This is a genomic window from Nocardia sp. NPDC058114, assembly GCF_042884695.1.
Lineage (GTDB): Bacteria > Actinomycetota > Actinomycetes > Mycobacteriales > Mycobacteriaceae > Nocardia.
In genome coordinates this window covers 58043-80108 of record NZ_JBHVTK010000007.1, presented here as the reverse complement: position 1 = coordinate 80108, position 22066 = coordinate 58043, and the positions used below count along the sequence as shown (strand labels likewise).

16 protein-coding genes are annotated in these 22066 nt (G+C 68.2%); 10 read left to right on the top strand and 6 right to left on the bottom strand.

Features of this window, described 5'->3' with window-relative positions:
* Window positions 1–48 precede the first annotated feature (48 nt).
* From ACFVVI_RS24715 to ACFVVI_RS24700, 4 genes are all read left to right on the top strand, one after another.
* Window positions 49–837: an alpha/beta fold hydrolase gene (locus ACFVVI_RS24715; RefSeq protein ID WP_387447081.1), complete on the top strand. Its 789-nt coding sequence runs from the start codon at window positions 49–51 to the stop codon at window positions 835–837.
* Window positions 838–841: 4 nt separating this feature from the next.
* On the top strand, window positions 842–1132 hold the full coding sequence (locus ACFVVI_RS24710; protein WP_378632834.1) for an MGMT family protein: 291 nt from the start codon (window positions 842–844) through the stop codon (window positions 1130–1132).
* A 134-nt stretch (window positions 1133–1266) separates the two neighbouring features.
* Window positions 1267–3006 carry an NTP transferase domain-containing protein gene (locus ACFVVI_RS24705; protein WP_378991323.1) on the top strand — a complete coding sequence of 580 codons (1740 nt, stop codon included), beginning with the start codon at window positions 1267–1269 and terminating at the stop codon, window positions 3004–3006.
* A gap of 289 nt (window positions 3007–3295) precedes the next feature.
* Window positions 3296–3451: a hypothetical protein gene (locus ACFVVI_RS24700; protein ID WP_156677410.1), complete on the top strand. Its 156-nt coding sequence runs from the start codon at window positions 3296–3298 to the stop codon at window positions 3449–3451.
* Between the two features lie 50 nt (window positions 3452–3501).
* Here ACFVVI_RS24700 and ACFVVI_RS24695 read toward each other — a convergent pair whose 3' ends face one another.
* Genes ACFVVI_RS24695 through ACFVVI_RS24680 form a run of 4 tightly spaced genes read right to left on the bottom strand, consistent with a single transcriptional unit; the run spans window position 3502 to window position 8901 of the window.
* Window positions 3502–5514: a dipeptide ABC transporter ATP-binding protein gene (locus ACFVVI_RS24695; RefSeq protein WP_387447080.1), complete on the bottom strand. Its 2013-nt coding sequence runs from the start codon at window positions 5512–5514 to the stop codon at window positions 3502–3504.
* Window positions 5511–6371, bottom strand: a complete 861-nt coding sequence (locus ACFVVI_RS24690) for an ABC transporter permease (protein ID WP_387447078.1) — start codon at window positions 6369–6371, stop codon at window positions 5511–5513. The genes ACFVVI_RS24695 and ACFVVI_RS24690 overlap by 4 nt, the downstream gene beginning before the upstream one ends.
* A complete protein-coding gene (locus ACFVVI_RS24685; RefSeq protein WP_378991318.1) occupies window positions 6368–7327 on the bottom strand; it encodes an ABC transporter permease in 960 nt (319 codons plus the stop codon). The genes ACFVVI_RS24690 and ACFVVI_RS24685 overlap by 4 nt, the downstream gene beginning before the upstream one ends.
* Window positions 7324–8901, bottom strand: a complete 1578-nt coding sequence (locus ACFVVI_RS24680) for an ABC transporter substrate-binding protein (protein ID WP_387447077.1) — start codon at window positions 8899–8901, stop codon at window positions 7324–7326. The genes ACFVVI_RS24685 and ACFVVI_RS24680 overlap by 4 nt, the downstream gene beginning before the upstream one ends.
* A 262-nt stretch (window positions 8902–9163) precedes the next feature.
* Here ACFVVI_RS24680 and ACFVVI_RS24675 point away from each other — a divergent pair, with 262 nt between their 5' ends.
* From ACFVVI_RS24675 to mtnC, 4 genes are all read left to right on the top strand, one after another.
* On the top strand, window positions 9164–11563 hold the full coding sequence (locus ACFVVI_RS24675; protein WP_387447075.1) for an arylsulfatase: 2400 nt from the start codon (window positions 9164–9166) through the stop codon (window positions 11561–11563).
* Window positions 11564–11676: 113 nt separating this feature from the next.
* Entirely contained in the window at window positions 11677–13536 is a 1860-nt protein-coding gene (gene mtnA / locus ACFVVI_RS24670) for an S-methyl-5-thioribose-1-phosphate isomerase (RefSeq protein WP_387447074.1), read from the top strand.
* The gene (locus ACFVVI_RS24665; RefSeq protein WP_387447073.1) at window positions 13533–14102 is read left to right on the top strand and encodes an acireductone dioxygenase; all 570 of its coding nucleotides are present in this window, start codon (window positions 13533–13535) and stop codon (window positions 14100–14102) included. Before mtnA ends, ACFVVI_RS24665 begins: the two co-directional genes overlap by 4 nt.
* Window positions 14099–14794, top strand: a complete 696-nt coding sequence (gene mtnC / locus ACFVVI_RS24660; protein ID WP_387447072.1) for an acireductone synthase — start codon at window positions 14099–14101, stop codon at window positions 14792–14794. Before ACFVVI_RS24665 ends, mtnC begins: the two co-directional genes overlap by 4 nt.
* Before the next feature lie 91 nt (window positions 14795–14885).
* Here the strand turns inward: mtnC and ACFVVI_RS24655 are convergent, their stop codons facing one another.
* A complete protein-coding gene (locus ACFVVI_RS24655) occupies window positions 14886–15785 on the bottom strand; it encodes a hypothetical protein (RefSeq protein WP_387447071.1) in 900 nt (299 codons plus the stop codon).
* A 240-nt stretch (window positions 15786–16025) separates the two neighbouring features.
* On the opposite strand from ACFVVI_RS24655, the gene ACFVVI_RS24650 reads away from it, so the two are divergent.
* Complete coding sequence (locus ACFVVI_RS24650) at window positions 16026–16835, top strand: alpha/beta fold hydrolase (RefSeq protein ID WP_387447069.1); 810 nt, start codon at window positions 16026–16028, stop codon at window positions 16833–16835.
* On the opposite strand, the gene ACFVVI_RS24645 is transcribed toward ACFVVI_RS24650, so the two are convergent.
* Window positions 16832–17623 (bottom strand): helix-turn-helix transcriptional regulator, encoded by a 792-nt coding sequence (locus tag ACFVVI_RS24645; RefSeq protein ID WP_378991307.1) that lies wholly within the window; start codon window positions 17621–17623, stop codon window positions 16832–16834. The two genes, ACFVVI_RS24650 and ACFVVI_RS24645, sit on opposite strands and share 4 nt — an antisense overlap.
* Before the next feature lie 723 nt (window positions 17624–18346).
* Between ACFVVI_RS24645 and ACFVVI_RS24640 the strand changes: the two genes are divergently transcribed.
* Window positions 18347–22057, top strand: a complete 3711-nt coding sequence (locus tag ACFVVI_RS24640) for a nitrate reductase subunit alpha (protein ID WP_378991306.1) — start codon at window positions 18347–18349, stop codon at window positions 22055–22057.
* Window positions 22058–22066: the final 9 nt, after the last annotated feature.

Sequence of the window (22066 nt, the reverse complement as noted above, 5' to 3'; positions counted from 1 at the left end):
ACCCCTACCGCGAGGGCCGTACTGCGAGACCGCGCGCGACCGGCCAGAATGGCAGTCGTGTCGTCGCTTCATGTGCACCGATTCGGCCCCGCCGACGGTCCCGCCGTCCTCGCCCTGCACGGTCTCACCGGCCATGGCAACCGGTGGGAAACCCTCGCCACCGAGCATCTGCCCCAGGCCAGGATCATCGCCCCCGACCTGCGCGGACACGGCCGCTCCACCTCGCTGCCGCCCTGGGATCTGGAAACGATCGTCGCCGATCTCGCGCAGCTGCTGCGCGCCGAGACCGACGGCCCGGTCGTCGTGGTCGGCCACTCCTTCGGCGGCGCCGCCGGTATCTATCTGGCCCGGCAGCACCCCGACCTCGTGCGGGCGCTCGTCCTGCTCGATCCCGCCATCGGCATCGACGCGAAGCTGATCGAGCAGGTCGCCCTCGCCAACCTGGCCTCCCCCGATTACACCGATCTCGCCGAAGCCCGCTCCGACAAGCAGGTCAGCGCGTGGGGAGCCGACGAGGTCGATCCCGAGGTGCTGGAACGGGAGTTGGCCGAGCACCTCGTGCCGACCGAGGGCGGCCGGGTCGGCTGGCGCATCTTCCAACCGGCGATCACCTCGTACTGGGGTCAGCTGGCGCGACCGTTCGTGTTGCCGCCCGCCGACCTGCCGACGGTGCTGGTGCGCGCCGCCAAGGTGCAGCCGCCGTATGTCACCGCGGAGTTCCTCGACGCCCTCGCCACCCACCTCGACACGTTCACCGCCGAGGTCTGGGACTGCGACCACATGGTCGCCCAGGCCCGCCCCGCCGACACGGCCGCGCTGATCGCCGCGGTGCTGTAGCCCGATGGCCGTCACGACGGAGGAACAGGTGGAGAAGGTCCGCGAACTGGTCGCCGCGATTCCGCCCGGCCGGGTCGCCACCTACGGCGATATCGCCGCCGCGGCCGGGCTGTCCTCGGCCCGCACGGTCGGCTGGATCATGCGCACCGATTCCGCCGACCTCCCGTGGCACCGTGTCATCGGCGCGTCCGGACGTCCCGCCGCCCACCTGGCCGCTCGTCAGCTCCGGCTTCTCGGCGAGGAGGGCGTGCCGATCGTCGACGGCCGGGTCGTTCTGCGGACGGCGCGTCTCTGAGCACGCCGATCGTTGCTCCGCATCCGCCACGGACTTCCCGGCGGGAGCGGCCCGCTCAGCTGCGGGGTCTCGAGCATCGGGGCCGCGCCTACTAGCATGACTTTCGTGCCGATCACCCGATTCCGAGTCAGCCGATGACCGCCGATGCGATCGTGCTCGCCGGTGGGCGAGCCAGTCGGATGGGTGGGGTCGACAAACCGGCGATCATGATCGGTGGGCGGTCGATGCTCGATGCCGCGCTGGATGCCGTGCGCGACTGCGCCGAGGTCGTCGTGGTCGGTCCGCATCGCCCCGAACTCGATGCGCGGTTCGGGCAGGTTCGTGAGGTGCCACCGGGTTCCGGCCCGGTCGCGGCGATCGGCACCGGCCTCACCGCACTCGGCTCCACCGCGCCCTTGGTCGTCGTGCTCGCGGCCGACATGCCCTTCCTGACCGATGCGACCGTCCACGAACTGCTGCGCAGCGCAACCGAGTCCACCGCTGACGCCGTTTTCGCAATCGATGCTTCCGGTCGCCCGCAATACCTCGTCGGTGTCTGGCGACGCAGTGCGCTGGTGGCGGCACTGGCCGGACTGGATTCACTGGTGAACCAGCCCATGAAGGCCATCGTGCCCGCCGAGACCGTCCTGGTCGAGCTGCCCGACATCGCCGACTGCGATACCGAGGAAGAGGTCCGGCGCGCGCGCGAATCCTTGGCCACCGACCGCGCGTCGGACCGCCTCGATCTCACCGAAGCGCGCGAGCGTATCGGTTCCGGCCTGACACCCCTGGTCACCTACGAGGCCGCGCTGGACGAAGTCTCCGGTGCCGCGCTGGCCGCCGCGATCACCGCCGCGGGACCACTTCCCCGCTTCGATGTCTCGGCGATGGACGGTTACGCCGTGTGTGGCGACGGCCCGTGGCAGCTGCGCCGCGACGTCGGATTCGCGGGTGGGGCGCGGCCGGCGGGCCTGCTCCCCGGCGAGGCGGTGCGCATCGCCACCGGCGCCCATGTTCCGGACGGCACCACGTCGGTGGTGCGCGACGAATTCGCCGCGATCACCGGCGACGAGCTGGCCCGCCTGCCCGACAGCCCGATCCGCGGCGATGTTCGAAAAAGCGGTGAGGACAGGAAGATCGGCGACCTCGTGGCACCGGCGGGCACCCGGGTCACCGCCGCCCTGCGCTCGGCAGCGGCCTCGGTGGAGGTCACCACGGGCACGGTTCGCGGACCGGTGCGTGCGCGAATTGTCATGACCGGCGACGAGATTCGCAGCACCGGCCCGCTCCAGACCGGCCAGACCCGCGACTCGATCGGGCCCGTCCTGCCGGATCTGCTCGCGGGCTGCGGCGTTCGCGTCACCGACCGAGTCCATCTGCGCGACACCGCCCATGGCTTCGACGACATGCTCACCGGCACCTCGGATTTCGATCTGCTGGTCGTGGTCGGCGCCACCGGCGGCGGCGCGGCCGATCAACTCCGTACCGCCATCGCCCGAGCCGAAGCCCGCGTCCTGGTTCCCCGACTCGCCCTGCGCCCAGGCGGTTCCACCGTCGTCGCCGAACTCCCCACCGGCCAGACCGTCCTCGGCCTTCCCGGCAACCCTTTCGCCGCCATCGCCGTCCTCCTCGCCCTCACCCCCGCGATCGTCGCCGCCCGCACCGGCTCCCCCCTCCCCCGAAGAATCCTCGGCTCGCTCCACAACGCCGCCGACATCACCGCCCCGGTCCAGCGCATCACCCCCGCCCGCTACGCCCCCGACGGCGGCTGGCTCGGCGACCCCACGGTCCGCACCGCCCACCTCGCCGGCCTGATCGACCGCGACGGCCTGGTCATCGTCCCCCCCAATGCCACCGACGGCTCGATCGTCGAATTCATCCCGCTCCCCTCCTGACCGCGACTCCTGACAATGGCCGAGGTCGAATCTCGCGCACTCGCCGCAATTCTCGCATTGTCACAGAACGGCGAAGTCCGGATTAATTGGCCGGAGCACGCCCGCACATGCTTGACACGCCGAATTCACACAGGTCAGAAACCTATTTTTGCCGCAGGTCTATCCTCGCGCCGTAATGGTGCTTATTGTTGGACGGGTCAGGCGTGGGACGCCCCGCACGCGAGGTGGATTGCGTCGGACAGTGCGTTGAAGGCTTAATCACTTATCCCTCGGAAAGGACCGTGTGGAGATGGCTGACAAGTCTAAAAAAGCACCGAAGAAAATGCCCAAGCAGATGCCGCGCCAGCAGCAGGAGCAGCGGCAGGAGCAGGGGCAGGACTCGCAAGGGATGACGCGAGCAGGCCAGGACGATCGGCGTGAACAGCGCCGCCCCGGCCATCACTGAAATACGTGAGTCGACGAGCCGCTGGTATCGCTACCGGCGGCTCGTCCACGTCATGCCCCGATGCTCAGTAGCGCGCCTGCCCCGGATCCGTCCCGCCCACGCCGAGCCGTCGACGGATCGGGAACGGGTACCGCGTCGACCAGGCGGCGGGTGTACTCCTGAGCCGGTGCGGCGAATACCGCGCGCGCCTCGCCGGTTTCGACGATCCGGCCCTGCCGCAGCACCACAACCCGGTCGGCGACCTGGTGCACCACGGCCAGATCGTGACTGATGAACAAGCTGGCGAAGCCGTACTCGGCACGGAGGTCGGCGAAGAGGTCGAGCACCTGCGCCTGCACCGACACATCGAGCGCGCTGGTCGGCTCATCGGCCACCAGCAGGCGCGGCGCCAAGGCCAGCGCGCGAGCCAGCGCCACCCGCTGACGCTGCCCGCCGGACAACTCCCCCGGCCTGCGCTGCGCGTAATCCCTCGGTAGTCGCACCGATTCGAGCAGGTTCTCGACCTTGGCCTGCAACAGAGTCCCCGATGCCGCCCGATGCACCTGCAACGGTTCGCCGATCGAGTCGGCGACAGTGCGTCGCGGATCGAGGGAGGCACTCACATCCTGATGCACCAGCGCGACATGCTTGCGCAGTCCACGCAGTTCGCGCCGCGACAATCCGGCCAACGGAACACCCTGCAGCTCAACCCGTCCCGAGGTCGCAGGGACGAGCCCGAGCGCAGTGCGGCCCAGCGTGCTCTTGCCCGACCCGGACTCACCGACCAGTCCGAGGACTTCACGGGGCCCGAGAGTGATCGAAATATCCTGTAGCGCGGGGAAAGACGCACCGCCGTGGCGGCCCGGGTACACCACCGACAGGTCGTCGACCCGGAGCACGTCGCGGTATTCGGATTCCCCTCGCCCGCCACCCTTTTCCGCGACGACGGCAGGCCCACGCACGACGACCCGCCGCAGGATCCGGCGAACACCGCGTTCCGACGGTTCTGCCGTGGCGTTGTCATCCGGTTCGTCCGCGAGAGCCTCCGTCTCGGGGTCGACGCGATCGGACGCGTCGACCACATCGGCAACCTCACCAGCTTCGCCGTTGTCCGCGGCCGCACGCCGAACCGTCGACCGACCGTCACCCGTCGCACCGGCACCGGCACCGGCACCGGCATCGGCATCGGCATCGGCATCGGCATCGCTGACCTCAGCATTCCCTGCGGCAACCCGATTCTCACCATCCGCATCGGCTGCAGGTTCCGGATCTCCCTCCCGCGACGACACCGCGGGCAACCGCGGCACCGCCGCCAGCAGCGTCCGCGTGTAGTCCTCGCCCGGTTCGGCGAACAACCCGAACACCGTCTGCTCTTCGACCACCCGCCCCTCGCGCATCACCACGACCCGGTCGGCGATCTCCGCGACGACTCCGAGGTTGTGGGTGATGAACAGGATCGCCGTCCCGCGCTGACGTTGCAGGGTGCGCAGCAGTGCGAGGATCTCGGCCTGCACGGTGACATCGAGTGCGGTGGTCGGTTCGTCGGCGATGAGCAGTGCGGGCTCCCCGGACAGGGCGAGCGCGATGACCACGCGCTGTTTCTGCCCGCCGGAGAGCTGATGCGGGTACCAGTCGAGGCGCTTGTCCGGCTCCGGAATGTCCACGGCCGTCAGCAGTTCGATCGCGCGGGTTCGCGCGGCGACCTTGTCGGTCACGCCGTGCGCGCGCAGCGCCTGCGCGATCTGGGTGCCGATCTTCTGCACCGGGTTCAGCGCGGTCTGCGGTTCCTGAAAGACCATGGCGGCCTTGGTTCCCCGCAGGTCCCGCAACACCGATTCGGCGGCCCCGACGACCTGTGTGCCCGCGAGCCGGATCGACCCGCCTGCGCGCGCGGTCTCCGGCAGCAGCCCGAGCACCGAACGCGCGGTGAGCGACTTGCCCGAGCCGGACTCCCCGACGAGGGCGACGACTTCACCCCGGCGAACCCGCAAGCTCACCCGGTCGACAACTGTCCGGTCGCCGAAACTCACCGTCAACTCGTCGATGTCGAGCACGGGGTCGAGCTGGTCGGATGGTGTGCTCATGCCAATCTCCTTGCCCGGCCCAATGCTTGGGCGATCAACAGGAATCCCAGGGTCAACGCGGCCACCACGATCAGCGGTCCGATCGCGATCCACGGGTTGGCGTCGAGGTTGGCGATCGAGCCTGCGATCAGCGAACCCAGCGACGGCTGCGGCGGCAGCACACCGATCCCGATGAAACTCATCGCGCCTTCGATGAACACCGCCACCGACAGCGACAGCGCGAACTGGACGCCGAGCGGTTCGATCACATTGGGCAGCACATGCTTTCGCAGGGTCCACCAGGTGTCGGCGCCGATCACCTCCGAGGCTTCCACGAACGGTTGTTCGCGCACGGCCAGTACCGCCGTGCGGATCTGCCTGCCGAAGATCGGGATCTCGGCGGCGATGATCACGATGACCACCGCGTGCCAGCCGGGCCCGGTGATCGCGGCGAGCGTGATCCCCAAGATCAGGGTGGGGAAGGCCAGGATCAGATCGAACACCCGCTGGACGGTCACGTCCGCGATCGGGTGGACGGTGGCGGCCAGCCCGACCAGCGCACCGACCAGGGCGCCGATCGGCACGGCGAGCAGCGCGATCAGCAGGTCGATCCGGATACCGGCCAGCACCCTGGCGGCCACGTCACGGTTGAGGTGGTCGGTGCCGAGCCAGTGCTGCGCGCTGGGGCCGAGCAGGTTGGCGCCGGGGATCTGGGTGAGTGGATCGTAGGAGCTGAGCAGCCCGGCGAACACCCCGGCCAGTGCCACCACGGCGACCAGCAGTACCCCGGCCAGTCCCTGCCCACGGCGCAGCGCGCGCAAGGGTCCCTCGTGCCGTGGTGATTCGTCCACAGTCACAGTGGTTTTGGTGACGGTCACGAGCGTCCTCCGATGCGAATCCGCGGGTCCAGCCACGCGTGCGCGACATCGGTGATCAGCTGGATCACCACGAACACCGCCACCGACAGCAGCAACAGCACCTGCACGAGCGGATAGTCGCGACGACTGATCCCCTGCTCGATGAGCTGCCCGATCCCCGGCCACACGAAGGCCGCCTCCACCAGCACCGCACCGCCGAGCAGCTGCCCGGTCTGGATGCCGAGCACGGTGAGCATGGTCGGCAGCGCGTTGCGCAGTGCGCCACGGGTGACGATCTCGCGATATCCGACCCCGAGTGAACGTGCCGTCAGCACATACTGTTTCGCGAGTTCGGTGCGCAGCGCTTCGGTGAGGAAGCGGGTGAGCGCCGCCGAGACCGGCAACGCCAGGCAGATCGCGGGTAGCAGCAGGTACTGCACGGCGATATCGGGCCGGGCGATGAAGCCGTCCGGTGGCACCCCGCCGGCGGGCAACACCGGAATCGCGACGGCGAACACCAGCACCAGCAGCGGCCCCACCACGAACGTCGGCAGCGCCACCGCGATCGTATTGGCCGCGGCGACAACAGTATTGAGCCAGCGGCTCGGCCACAGCACCGACGCCACCGACACGACCAGACTCACCAGCACGGCCAGCAGCAGTGCGGTCACCGTGAGCACCAGCGTGTTGGTGAGCCCGCGGCCGACCAGGTCGGTGATCTCGCCGCCGATGATGTAGGAGCGACCGAGATCGAGGGTGAACACGTCGCCGAGCCACTGCAGATACTGCACCGGGATCGATCGGTCGAGGCCGAGCTGGTGGCGGATCACCTCGATGGTCTGCGGTGTCGCGTCGTTGCCCGCCAGGATGGTGGCGGGGTCACCCGGAACCAGCCGCAGCAGCAGGAAGATCAGCACCGAGGCCCCGAACAGCACCAGCAGCGCCGAGGGGAGCCGGTGCAGCAGGTAGCGCGTCATGACAGGAAGGTGTCGGTGAGGACGGGCTCGCGCCGCTTGGTCCAGGCGAACCCGTGCACCTTGTTGACGGTGGAGTACTGCTGGAAACGCACGCCGATCTCGATCAGGAACAGCCCTTCGAGCAGCTGGTCGGTGACGGCCTGGTAGGCGCGGACCGCTTCGGGCCCGGTGCCCTGTGCCAGCTGCCAGGCGGTGTCGGCGGCCGCGGTGTAGGCGGGCGATTCGTAGCGTGAGGCATTGCGGCGGGCGTTGAACGGGTAGGCGCTCACCGTGAGAGTCGACGGAACGAACTGGGCCCACGAATGGTCGGTGACCCACAGACCACGGAACTGCTGGCCGGTGAGCTGCTTGACGAAGGTGGCGGCGTCGACCGGGTCGAGGTCGACCTCGATGCCCACGTCGGCGAGGTTGGCCTGCACGATTTGAGCGACCTCGCCGTAACCGGGGGCGAAGGTCAGCGGCAGCTTCGGCGGCCTCGCCGACTGGTCGAGGAGCTGTTTGGCCTTGCCGATGTCACGGTTGTACTTGGTGTTGCGGGATTCGTCGAAGGCGGGCGAGTTCTTGGGCCACGGCACGTTCAGCGGATATCCCGCGCCCCGGAACACCTCGTTGATGATCCGTTCGCGGTCGAGGGAGTAGGCGATGGCCTGGCGCACCCGGACATCGGCCAGCGCGGGTTCGGTCACATTGACGCCGACATAGGCTTGCAGCTCGGCGCCTTCGAGGTCGTGCACCGTGAATCCGCCGCTCTTGCCCAGGTTTTCGGCATCGCGGTAGCCGAGTTCGCGCGCCGCGGCGATCTGACCGGACTTCAACGCGTTCAGCAGCGCGTTCGGGTCGGGGATGATCGAGACCTCGACCCGGTCGAGGTACGGGCGCTCGGGCACCCAGTAGTTCGGGTTCTTCTCGAAGATCAACTGCGAGTTCGGCACGCGCTGGACATATTTGAAGGGACCGGTGCCGATATAGGTGTCGCCGGTGCCGAGCTTGTCGGCGGTTTCGCTGTCCAGGATCGGCACGGTGTCGAGCAGGTCGTAGATGTTGCTCAGTGGATGGGCGAGCTGCAACACGATCCGCGTCGGCGAGACGATGTCGAACCCGGTGACGGCGGCGGCCGAACTACGCAGCTGCGCCGACCATTTGGCGTCGGCGTAGGTGCGCAGCGAGAACTCCACGTCCTTGGCGGTGAAGGGACGCCCGGAATGGAACTTCACGTCGTCGCGCAGGTCCAGGCTCAGCGAACGGCCGTCGGCGGCGAGCTGCCACGACGTGGCCAGTAATGGTTGCGGTTCCAGCTTGTCGTTCGGGTAGCGGATCAGCGACTCGTACACCAGGCCGATCACGACCGGGGTCGCGGCGGTGTTGGTGAGCAGGTTCGCCGGCACCAGGTCCTCACGGATGCCGACCTTCAGGGTGCCGCCACGCACCGGTGTCGCGCCGTCCCCGCCCGCTTTCTGTTCCGAGACCGCCGAGGTGCAGGCCGCCAGCGCGGCACCGCCGAAGATGGCCGCGGCGGCGATGCCGCTGGTGCGCAGAAAGTTTCGGCGGCCGAAGCCACTGGGCGTTGAACTCATCGTGAAGATCCTCGAAGACGCATCGACCCGCGCGGCGGGCCGAGGAGGGTGCACAGCGCACCGCGGGAAAGGGAACACATCGGATCGGCCGCGAACGTCGTGGGCGTTCGTCAGCCGCGCAGGACGCGACACGAACAGCAGCAGGGTGGCTGATTCGTGGGCACGGCAGTGACGCTAACAAGTTGCGGCGGACCGGTCACCGATTCCACGCACACTGCACATAACCCTGGTGACCAGCGGATACGTCGCCTTTACTGCCAGAATGCCTGTTCCACCCCATGCTCGCGGTTACGCATCCTTCGGCGGCTCGGCCGGTCGCACGTCCGCGGAGTCGACCCCCGATTGGACGTATCCCCCCACCGCGCCCGCCGGCGCGCCGAACATCATCGTCGTGCTCGTGGACGACATGGGTTACAGCGATATCGGCCCGTTCGGTTCCGAGATCGAGACGCCGACCCTGGACCGGCTCGCGGCCCGGGGTGTTCGACTCTCGAACTACCACACCACGCCACTGTGCTCGCCCTCACGCGCGGCGCTGCTGACCGGAATCAACAGCCACCGAGCGGGTTTCGGCTTCGTGGCCAACGCCGACCCCGGCTACCCCGGCCTGCGCCTGGAACTGGCCGACGATGTGCTCACACTCCCGGAGATCCTGCGCGGCAACGGCTACGCCACCTACGCGGTGGGCAAATGGCATCTGGTGCGCGACGCCACGATGAACCCGTCGGCGCATCGGGACTCCTGGCCGACCCAGCGCGGATTCGACCGCTACTACGGGTCTTTGGAGGGTCTGAACTCCTTCTACTATCCCAACCAGCTGGTCTCGGACAGCTCGGTGGTCGACGTGGAGGAGTACCCGGAGGGTTATTACCTCACCGACGATCTCACCGACAAGGCGCTGTCCTACATCAAGGATCTGCGCGCGCACGATGCGGAGAAACCGTTCTTTCTGTACTTCGCGCACGTGGCGATGCACGGGCCGTTGCAGGCCAAGGCCGAGGATCAGGCCAAGTATCGGGGTCGCTACGACCAGGGCTGGGACGAACTGCGCAGGCGACGCTTCGCCGAACAGCTGGCCCAGGGCTTGTTCCCGCCGGGCACCGAGCAGAAGCCGCGCAACACCGAGCCGGGTTACGAAGCGGCGGAGTGGGATTCGCTGTCGGCCGACGAGCAGCGGCGCTACGCCAAGTACATGGAGGTGTACGCGGGCATGGTCGACAGCATCGACCAGAGCCTGGGTCGGATCGTCGACCTGCTCGACGATCTCGGCGAACTGGACAACACCATCATCGTGTTCACCTCCGACAACGGCGGCACCGCCGAGGGCGGACCGGAGGGCACGCGCTCCTATTTCGCCGAGTTCGCCCACGTCGACGATCCCGACTGGGTGGGCGATGTCCCGCACGACGAGGACCTGATCGGCACCGCGAAGCTGGGCGTGCACTACCCGCGCGGCTGGGGTCAGGCGTCCAACACGCCGTTCCGGTTCTACAAGGGCCAGACCTTCGCCGGTGGCGTGCGAGTGCCACTGGTGGTGTCGTGGCCGAAGGGGTTGCCGCGCACCGGCACCGATTCCGGTATCCGCCACGAATACGCCTACGTCACCGATCTCGCGCCGACCCTGCTCGACCTGGCGGGCCTGGACCGCCCTACTGTGCGTAACGGGCTGCCCGCCAAGGACTTCGACGGAATCTCCGCGGCCGAGCTGCTGCGCGATCCGGCAGCCCCGGCGCGCCACACCGAGCAGTACTCGGAGATGACCGGTCATCGTGGCTTCTATCGCGACGGCTGGAAGCTGCTGTCGCTGCACGAGGCCGACGCCGACATCGACGCGCCGAACTGGCAACTGTTCGACGTGCGCGCCGATCCCACAGAGCTGCACGATCTTTCGGCAAAGTACCCGGACAAGGCCGCCGAACTCGCCACCGCATGGGACGAGTCGGCCTGGGCCAACACAGTCTTTCCACTGCTGACGCGCGCCGACCTGTTCCGCCGCCGCCCCGAGGAAGCCCGATTCGCCGCGCCGGTCCGCCTCCTCCCTGGCACCCCCACCCTCGAGCGCTACCGCTCCCAGCGCCTCATCGCCTACCGCGACTTCACCATCACCGCCGACCTGACGGGGGCCCGACCGCCCGCCGCCGCGACGGCGCCCACGACATCGCGGGCTTCGGACGCGGCGCCCGATGTCGCGGAGCGGGCCGAGGTGGCCGGATTCCGGATCGGTGACGAGGGCGTGCTCGTGGCGCACGGTGACCCGCTCGGCGGGTACCTGCTCTACATCGAGGACGGCGAAGTAGTGCTCGGCGTGAACAGCTATGGGCGGTACGCGTCGGTGGGCGTGCCGCTACCCATCGGGACTCGCGAGATCACCGTACGAGCCACCATCGAGCCGCGTCTGCGCTGGGACTTCACCATCCAGGTCGACGGCACGCCGCTCGCGGAACTCACCGATCAGGTGCAACTGGTCGGCATGGCACCGTGGACCGGGATCTCCGTCGGCGTCGACGCGCGCGGTCCGGTCTCGTGGGATCTGCGCGAGCGCCGCGGACCGTTCCGCTATACCGGGAGCCTGCGCGCGATCACCTACACGCCCGGCCCCGTGCAGGTCCCGCAGCGCACGATCGACGCGGTGGAGCGCGAGGCCGAGTACGCCGCGGAGTAACGGACCGCCGCCCATTCGACGGGCACCGCTGCGCGCGGGCCCCGAGGATCGAGTCGCGACCAGGTCGGATACCGTTTATCAGCCAGAATCGCCACGCAGACAGGACGCCGGAGATGGACGACAGTTCCCTGATCTGGGACGACGGTGCGCTCGTCACCGTCGACCAGCGCGGACTGCCGCACGAGGTGCGGCAACTGCGCCTGCGCACCGTCGACGAGATCATCGAGGCGATCACCACCCTCGCCATTCGCGGCGCTCCGGCGATCGGGATCGCGGGCGCGTTCGGCGTGGTCATCGCCACCAGGGCGCACACTCACGGCGGCTCGGTGGACTCGCCGAGTCACTCGCCCGGCGAGGCAGGTGGTCGCGCCGGTGACGTGGTCGACGTGGCGGCTGTGCAGGCCGAGGCCGATCGGATCGCCGCGGCCCGGCCGACCGCTGTCAACCTGGCATGGGCGGTCGACCGGGTGCGAGCCCGGATCGCCGAGGGCGCCGACGCGGTGCTGGCCGAGACTCTCGACATGCTCGCCGAGGACGGGCGGGTCAACCTGGCCGCCGCCACCCACGCCGCCGATCTGGTGCAACGCCTGTGCGGTGGGCAGCCGCTGCGCTTGCTCACCCACTGCAATACCGGGCGCCTGGCCACCAGCGCGGTGGGGACCGCGATCGGCGCCTTGCGGGTGCTGCACGAGCGCGGCGCCGTCGCGGACGTGATCGTCGACGAGACCCGCCCGCTGCTGCAAGGCGCGCGGCTCACCGCGTGGGAACTGGCCGAGGCGGGCATTCCACATCGCCTGACCATCGACTCCGCCGCCGCCTGGGCGATGGCGACCGGTCAGGTCGACGCCGTGCTGGTCGGCGCGGACCGGATCACCGCCAACGGCGACGTCGCCAACAAGATCGGCACCTTCACTCTGGCGCTGGCCGCCCGCCACCACGGCATTCCGTTCATCGTGGTCGCGCCGGAGTCCACCCGCGACACCGCGATGGCGACCGGCGCGCAGATCGTGGTGGAACAGCGGGCCGCGGCCGAGGTCACCGGATTCGGTGGCGTCGCCACCGCACCGACGGACACCGCGGTATTCAACCCCGCCTTCGATGTGACACCCACTGACCTCGTCACCGCCGTGGTCACGGAAAACGGTGTGGTCTACCGCAATTCGGATTCCTTCGATGCGCAGGGCCGGGCGACCGCCACGGACGGACCCGGCAGCGGATCGCGGATCGCCGGACGCGACGATCCGCCGGACGGCGGGAGCACCGTGGCTTTCGCCGAACAAGGCCGGGCGATCGCCGGCACCGCGCGTCAGCTCTATGGCCGGGGGTGGATGCCGGGTACGGCCGGCAACATCTCGGTGCGGATCGAGGCGCCCGCGTCACCATCGGGGACCGTGACGGCCGGCGCTGCCCTCGACAGCCTCGGCACATGGCCCGCGTTGCTCATCACCGCCAGCGGATTGTCCAAAGGTGAACTGAGCGCCGACGATTGCGTGCTCGTCGGGATCTCGGACACCACCGCGCATTCGGGCCAGAGCCGGAAACCGTCCGCGGAGACCAGCATTCACACCGCCGTGTACCGCACCCGCCCCGCAGGCGCGGTCGTGCACGTGCATTCCCCTTTCGCCACCGCGCTGGCAACCACTGCCGCGCGACCCGGCGAGACGGTGACCCCGTTGCGGATCAGCGGTTTCGAGCTGCTCAAGGGGTTCGGCCTCGCGGACCCGTCGACTGTGGTGGTCCCGGTGTTCGCGAACTGGCCCGATGTAGCACGGATCGGCGCCGACATCGAGCTCCACCTCCGCGAAAACCCCTCTGCGCCACCGATTCTGTTCATCACCGGGCACGGGATCACCACCTGGGGTGACACTCTTGCCCAGGCGCGCGATCGCGCCGAATGCCTGGAAGCCCTGTGCGAGTTGATCGCCCGCACCGGACGAACCGACGCCACGCCCCTCGAGATCGGACCGACATGACCCTGCTGCAAGTGATGGCCGCCGACAACGCCGCCGACGTCCGGGTGCGCACCACCGACCCCACCGAGATCGGCGCCGAGCTGGCTCAGCACGGCATCGCGTACTCGCACTGGGAGGTGCTCGCCGACGCCGCCGCCACGGACTCCGACACCCTGCTCGCCCACTACGGCCCGCAGATCGCCGAACTCAACGCCTCGGGCCGCTACCAGCACATCGATGTCGCCCGCATCCACCCGGACGCCGACAACCCGGAGTGGCCTGCCACGGCCGCCGGTGCGCGCGCGAAGTTCCTCGACGAGCACCGCCACGCCGAGGACGAGGTGCGCTTCTTCGCCGCGGGCCGTGGCTGCTTCTACCTGCACGTGGGCGACGCGGTGCTCGCGACCGTCTGCGAAGCGGGCGACCTGCTCTCGGTCCCCGCGGGCACGCTGCACTGGTTCGACATGGGCACCACCCCCGACTTCATCGCGCTGCGCTTCTTCGAGGAGGCCGACGGCTGGGTGGGCGACTTCACCGGCGACAAGATCAGCGCGGGCTTCCCGACGCTCGACGAACTGCTCGCGTGACCCGCGCGATCGTCCTCGACATCGAGGGCACCACCAGCCCCACCGACGCGGTCCGCACCGACCTCTACGGCTACACCTCCGCTCACCTGCCCGCCTGGCTGTCCGAGAACACCGATGGCACAGCCGAATCGGTGCTCACCGCGACCCGCGAGCTCGCCGGTGAACCCGATGCGGGGCCCGACCGCGTCGCCGAGATCCTGCGCGGCTGGCTGGAATCCGACGTCAAAGCCGAGCCGCTCAAGACAGCACAGGGCGCGATCTGCGCCCAGGGCTTCCGCGCGGGCGCACTGCGCGGCCGCTTCTTCGGCGATGTGGCACCCGCCTTGAAAGCGTGGCACGCCAGCGGCTGCCAGCTCTTCGTCTACTCCTCGGGATCCGAACGCAACCAACGCGATTGGTTCACCTTCGCCGACGCGGGCGATCTGTCCGGCCTCATCACCGACCACTTCGACCTGGTGACCGCGGGCCCCAAACGCGCACCCGCCTCCTACGAATCCATCGCCGACCGCATCGGGGTCCCCCCACAGGACATTCTGTTCCTCTCCGACCACCCGGACGAACTCGACGCCGCCGTCGCCGCGGGCTGGCAAGTCGTCGGCGTACACCGCCCCGACGAGCCCAACCCCGCACGCCCACCCCACCGCTGGGTGAGTTCCTTCGCTGACATAGATCCACAGCTACCGACCGACTAGTCGGCATACACGGTGCGCTGCCGGCATTTGTTCCCGCCGGAAATCTGGCACCGCCTACGCGAGCTCGGCGTCACCGTCGTCGAGCGCTGACTCAGCCGACCTGAGCTCGAAGCGCCCCTAACGACCCCCGCTGCACCGCCCCGAACACCCGTCGCGCGTGGACCGCGACCGGACTGGTCGACCATGGTGCCAGCGTGGTGGTGAACATCAGTTCGCACCAGGACAGGGCGGGGATCTCGCCGGCGGCGAGGGTGGCGATGAGGGAGAGTTCGGTGTCGTGGCCGAGCCAGGCCGCGACCAGCCAGGAGGCGTCGAGGCGGCCGAGGAATTCCTCGGCGTCCTCGGGCGGGCCATGGGGGGTGTCGACGGCGAGGTGGACGACGGCGGCGATGGCGTGGCGCATCTTGGCATCCATGCCGATAGCGTCGTGCAGCAGCAGACTTTCCAGTGCCGAGCGCAGTTCCATCGAGGGATCGAGTGCTAGTTCGTGCATGACGAGCCTTTCCTGTGGTTCGGTCTGCTGGTCGAGGCCGCCGGTGATCGCCCGAAGTGCCGGAATCGTCTGTGGCGTTTCCGGATCGACCAGACCGGTCAACGGCCCCGACGACCAGTCGAGCCTGCCGAACGCCTGGCACCAGTCCAGTGCCGGATTGTCGTCGGTGACAACCAGATCCAGTGCGAGCCCGGCCATCGACGCGGTGCAGGCCAGGGTGATGGCGTCGAGCCCCTCTTCGCTGACCGCCAGGTGCAACGTCACCTTCTCGACCCCGGTGTCCTCGCGTGCTCGCCCCGCGAGCCAGATCGCGCGGCCCGCGGCCCCCATCGTGGCCGCTAGTTGGTCGCCGCGCGGATGGTCGGCGTCGGCGTCGATGAACGGGCCGTACCAGATCGCCCTGCCCTCCGCATCGCAGACCGCGAATGTCGCCGAGACAATGTCGCCCGCGGCGGCCAGACTTATATGAGCGTCCAGCCCCTGCTCCGTCACCCTCATCAAAATCCCCATTTTCCGATTCGAGCCGAATATCGGTACGCCCCCTATCCAATCGGCCATGAACACACATGTCCACAGGGCGCGCACAAATATTTGTCCCCGGTGAGGTACATACACTCGCCAGTGAATTCACAGGACCGGCGCTACCCCGGACGGGAGTACCGCATTCAGTCCGCAACCAGGCGAAAACGACCGGCTGGCTTGTATGTTTCGACAATGCCCTTCGTACACTCCGATTCTGTGAACGTCCATTTCCGCACCGATGCCGTCCACGGGCCGACGCTGCTGCTGGCCCATGGATTCCTCATGGACGAATCGATGTTCGATGCGATCCGGAAAGTCTTGGCGCACACCGATATCAATGTCGTGGCCTGGGATGCCCGGGGTCACGGCCGCACCGGATACGGCGACGACCCGCGCTTCGACTACTGGGATCTGGCCACCGACGGCCTGCGGGTTCTCGACGCGCTGGGCATCGAGCGCGCGATTGTCGGCGGCATGAGCCAGGGCGGATACACCGCATTGCGAATGGCTTTGCTGGCTCCCGAACGCGTGACCGGACTGGCGCTGCTCGATACCGAGGCCGACGCGTGCACCAGGGACGAGGAAACCTATTACGAGAACTTCTTCGACGAATGGTGCGGCGCGGGCGCATTGCGGCCGCTGGCCGAAGACCTCGCACCACGATTGATCGGCGGCACCGACCCGCAGATCTGGCAGACCTGGATCACCCGCTGGCTGGCCGGCGATCGCAGCGCCATTCGCCCGGCGGCCGACTGCCTGATCGGCCGCGATTCGGTCCATGGGCGGCTCGGGGAGATCACCGTGCCCGCGCTCGTGCTGCGCGGCGAACACGACCACAACAGCACCGCGGACAAGTGCGCGCGGTTGGCGGCCGGGCTGTCGGGGGCGGGCGAGGTACGCACGGTGGCAGGCGCGGGACACGGCTGCGCGCTGACCCATCCCGAGCAGGTCGCCGCGGCGCTGGCAGGACTGGTCACGGCCTGCACCCCGTACGCCGTCGAGTCGGTGGCGGCCGCCGGGATCTAACGGTCGGGACCGCGAACACCCAGGTAGTACTGAATGCGGCCGGGGTAGGCGACGGAGTCGAGCCGGAACAGCTGGACGTCGACGGTGTAGTTCTCGCCGGTGTGCAGATCGCACAGCCGCATGGCGGTGTGCTCGCGGCCGTAGACGGTGTCGCCATCGTCCCAGATGCGGCGGAAGTCTCGATACTGCGCCAATTCGTCGAGCAATTCGGTGGCCCAGTCGCCGCCGCCCTGCTGGCCGATCAGACCGCGCAGCCAGTGCACGGTGAGCGTGGACTCCGTCTCCCATTCGACCATTACTTTGCGCGACAACGGGTTGCCGAAGAACCAGCGCAGAATATTGACGTCCTCGACCAGTCCGGGAAACGCGCGATCATAGGATTCGTTGACCGCCAGCACGTTCCAGCGGGTGTCGACGTACGCCGCGAGATCGGGTTCCTGGAGCGCCAATGTTCGGCGCATCTCGGTGCTGATCTCGGCTCGCAGATCCTCGACGGTCGGGTTGTCGACCGGGGCGAGCCCGGCAAGATCGAAAAGATGCCTGCGCTCGATATCGGTCACCGGCGCGATCCGGTCGAGGTAGCGCACGAGCGCCTCGATCACCGCGTGCGTGGGCCGGTCCCGGTCCCCACTCTCCAAATGGGTGATGTAACTGGAGCTGACTCCCGCCGCGAAGGCGAGCTTTTCCCTCGAAATCCGCCGATCGTCGCGAAGTCGCCGCAGCAACCCGCCGAGCGTCGGCGGTTTCGGCGGCCCGTCAGGCCCGTCGAACGATGGCTTCGGTATCACCCCAACCCTCCCTGTCTGCACGGGCTCATCCTGGATGACTATTCAACCTCGAGCCAACCGCCGACCGGAAAAGATGCCGTTTCTTTATATTGGCGCCCCGTCATTTGGGTAGTTACCGGCGGGCAACTGTGTGCGTGGTCACGAAATACGGTGTGCCGAACCGAATTAAAAGGATTCTGATTCGTTCCGTTCAGCAGTGCTATAAGATTCCGCACCGCTCGACCACGACCGTCACGATCCCCACCCCGCCTCCGACCGGACGGCCCCGGTCACCGCGGATCGCCCCGGAAACGCCTCCCGCCGAGCGCGGCGCCCGTAGGGCACCGGTGGATTCAGCCGCCACCGTCGACCGTCCCGAGCACCGCGTGGCGGTGGGCCCGACCCGGCCATAGTTGTGTGTGGCGTCACATCAGCGCTGTTCAGCGGGCACACCGGGTGTGTAAACAAATGTAAACCGCGGGAGAACCAGTCGTTTCCGAAGCATCACCGCTCGCCTGTCGACGCACCCCCCGATCACCGCGTTCGGCCAGCTCGCGGCCCGTTCACCCTGGTGAGCCCTCGATCGCGGGCGTCGTCGCGAACCTCCCCCGTGACCACGACATTGCGCCGACCTCACAGCTCACCGCGGCCCGAATCCGGATGTGAAAAGTTCGTTTTGCCGAAGGAGCCTGCCTCCTTACAGTTTTCCCCAACAGCCCGATTTCACAGCTCGAAGGGGGCGTCGTGGTTAATTCGCGCACGCAAGGTCCGTCGCCCGCCGATTTCGGCGACACATTGCTGAACCTCGGTAAGTATTTCCAGCGGGGCGAGGTATCGCCCGACAACCGGTCCGTCTACAAGGTCGGTGGTCGCGATGCCGACGAGTTCTACCGCGACCGCTGGTCGCACGACAAGGTGGTGCGCTCCACCCACGGCGTGAACTGCACCGGCTCGTGCTCCTGGAAGATCTACGTCAAGGACGGCGTGATCACCTGGGAGTCCCAGCAGACCGACTACCCGTCGGTGGGTTCGGACAAGCCCGAGTACGAGCCGCGCGGCTGCCCCCGTGGCGCGTCTTTCTCCTGGTACACCTACTCCCCGGCCCGCGTGCGCTACCCGTATGTGCGTGGCACGCTGCTCGACCTGTACCGCAAGGCCAAGGCCGAGCTCAAGGACCCGGTGCTGGCGTGGGAGTCCATCGTCGAGGACCCGGCCAAGGCCAAGGCCTACAAGACCGCGCGCGGCAAGGGTGGTTTCGTCCGCGCCGAATGGTGGGAAGCCGCCGAAATCGCGGCCGCCGCGCATGTTTACACGATCAAGCAGTACGGCCCCGACCGGGTGGCCGGCTTCTCGCCGATCCCGGCGATGTCGATGGTCAGCCACGCCACCGGCGCCCGCTTCGTCTCGCTGATCGGCGGCTACATGCTGTCGTTCTACGACTGGTACGCCGACCTGCCGGTGGCCTCGCCGCAGGTCTTCGGTGACCAGACCGACGTGCCGGAGTCGGCCGACTGGTTCGACGCGGGCTACCTCATCATGTGGGGCTCCAACGTCCCGGTGACCCGCACCCCCGACGCGCACTACATGACCGAGGCGCGCTACCGCGGCCAGAAGGTCGTGGTGGTCTCCCCCGACTACGCCGACAACACCAAGTTCGCCGACGAATGGGTGGCCGCGCGGCCCGGTACCGATGCCGCGCTGGCGATGTCGATGGGCCACGTGGTGCTCAAGGAGTTCTTCATCGAGAAGCAGACTCCGATGTTCACCGACTACATCAAGTCCTTCACCGATCTGCCGTACCTGATCTGCCTCGACGAGGCGGCAGATCAGGACGGCGCCCTTCCCGGCAAGTTCCTCACCGCCGCCGATCTCGGGCATACCGGCGAAGGCGTCGAACACAAGCCGGTCCTGCTCGACCAGGCGGGCAACCCGGTGGTGCCCAACGGCTCGCTGGGGCACCGCTTCGGCGAGGGCGACGCGGGCAAGTGGAACCTCGACCTCGAGGGTGTCGACCCGCTGCTCACGCTGCTCGGTCATTCCGACGACGCACCGGCCACGATCGCGCTGCCGCGTTTCGACACCGACGTCGCCGGGTCGATCATTCGTGGTGTTCCGACAAAGATCGTCGCGGGCAAGCGCGTCACCACGGTCTTCGACCTGCTGCTCGCCCAGTACGGTGTCGGCCGCGACGGTCTGCCGGGCGAGTGGGCGAAGGGTTATGACGACGCCGAGTCGCCGTACACCCCGGCCTGGCAGGAGGCCATCACCGGCGTTCCCGCCGTGCAGGCCGCTCGCATCGGACGCGAATTCGCCGACAACGCCGAACGTTCCGGCGGTCGCTCGATGATCCTGATGGGCGCGGGCACCAACCACTGGTTCCACTCCGATCAGATCTACCGTGCCTTCTTCACCCTCACGCTGCTCACCGGCTGTCAGGGTAAGAACGGTGGTGGCTGGGCCCACTACGTCGGCCAGGAGAAGTGCCGCCCCGTCACCGGTTGGGCCACACTGGCTTCGGCATCGGACTGGCAGCGCCCGCCGCGTCAGATGCAGGGCACCGTGTTCTGGTACCTCACCAACGACCAGTGGCGCTACGACCCCTTCACCTCGGACTCGTTCGCGTCGCCGCTGGGCAAGGGCAAGTTCGCCGGTCGCACCGCGGCCGACAACATCGCCCTGGCGAGTCGTCTCGGCTGGATGCCCAGCTACCCGACGTTCAACCGCAACCCCCTCGACCTCGCCGACGAGGCTGCCGAAGCGGGCAAGACCCCCGCCGAGCACGTCGTCGACGGTTTGAAATCCGGCGACCTGCGCTTCGCCTGTGAGGACCCCGACGCCCCCGAGAACTTCCCGCGCGTGCTCACCGTGTGGCGCGCGAACCTGCTCGGTTCCTCGGGCAAGGGCAACGAGTACTTCCAGAAGCATCTGCTCGGCTGCGGCTCCAACCTGCAGACCACCGACGCGACCGGGGTGCGCCCGCAGGAACTGGAATGGCGCGAGGAAGGCGCTGAGGGCAAGCTGGATCTGCTGCTCGCACTGGACTTCCGGATGACCAGCACCACGCTGTTCGCCGACATCGTGCTCCCCGCCGCCACCTGGTACGAGAAGCACGACCTGTCCTCGACCGACATGCACCCGTTCGTGCACGCGTTCTCCCCCGCCATCTCCCCGCCGTGGGAGGCCAAGACCGACTTCGAGGCGTTCCACCGGATCGCGCGTGGTTTCTCCTGGCTGGCCGAGAAGCACCTCGGCACCCGCAAGGACATCGTCGCGGTGCCGTTGCAGCACGACTCCCCCGATGCGCTCGCGCAGGCCGGCGGCAAGGTGCTGGACTGGAAAGCCGGTGAGTGCGAACCGATTCCGGGCAAGACCATGCCCAAGATCGTGGAGATCGAACGCGACTACACCAAGATCGCGGAGAAGCTGGCCGCGCTCGGGCCGCTGGTGGAGAAGCTCGGTCTGACGACCAAGGGCGTCACCACCTTCCCCGAGGAAGAAGTGGCGTACCTGGCCGGACAGAACGGCACCATCGTCTCCGGCATCGCCGCGGGCAGGCCGTCGCTGGCCAAGGACACCCACGCCGCCGAGGCCATCCTGTCGCTGTCGGGCACCACCAACGGCCGCCTGGCCGTCGAAGGGTTCGAGGCGCTCGAGCGGCGTACCGGCACCGAACTGGTCGACCTCGCGAAAGAGGCCGAGGGCAAGCGGATCACCTTCGCCGACACCCAGGCTCGCCCGGTGCCGGTGATCACCTCGGCGGAATGGTCGGGCTCGGAATCCGGGGGACGCCGGTACTCGCCGTTCACCATCAACGTCGAGCGGCACAAGCCGTGGCACACCCTCACCGGTCGCCAGCACTTCTACCTCGACCACGACTGGATGATCGAACTCGGCGAGCAACTGCCGATCTTCCGTCCACCGCTCGACATGTCGGCGCTGTTCGCGGAGCCGAGCATCGGCAACGTGAGCGGCAACGGACTGACGGTGCGGTACCTGACCCCGCACTCCAAGTGGTCGATCCACTCCGCCTACCAGGACAACCTGCACATGCTGACGCTCTCGCGCGGCGGTCAGACGATCTGGATGTCGGACGTCGACGCCAAGAAGATCGGGGTGGCCGACAACGATTGGATCGAGGCGATCAACCGCAACGGCGTGGTCGTGGCCCGCGCGATCGTCTCGCACCGCATGCCCGAGGGCACGGTCTTCATGTACCACGCCCAGGACCGCGCGGTCGACGTGCCGCGCATCGAAGGCGCCGAGGACACCACCAAGGAGGCCAAGGGCAAGCGCGGCGGTATCCACAACGCGCTCACCCGGGTGCTGATCAAGCCCTCGCACCTGATCGGCGGCTACGCCCAGCAGTCCTTCGCCCTGAACTACCACGGCCCCACCGGAAACCAGCGTGACGAAGTAACCACGATCCGTCGCCGCAACCAGAACGTGGAGTACTGACATGCGCGT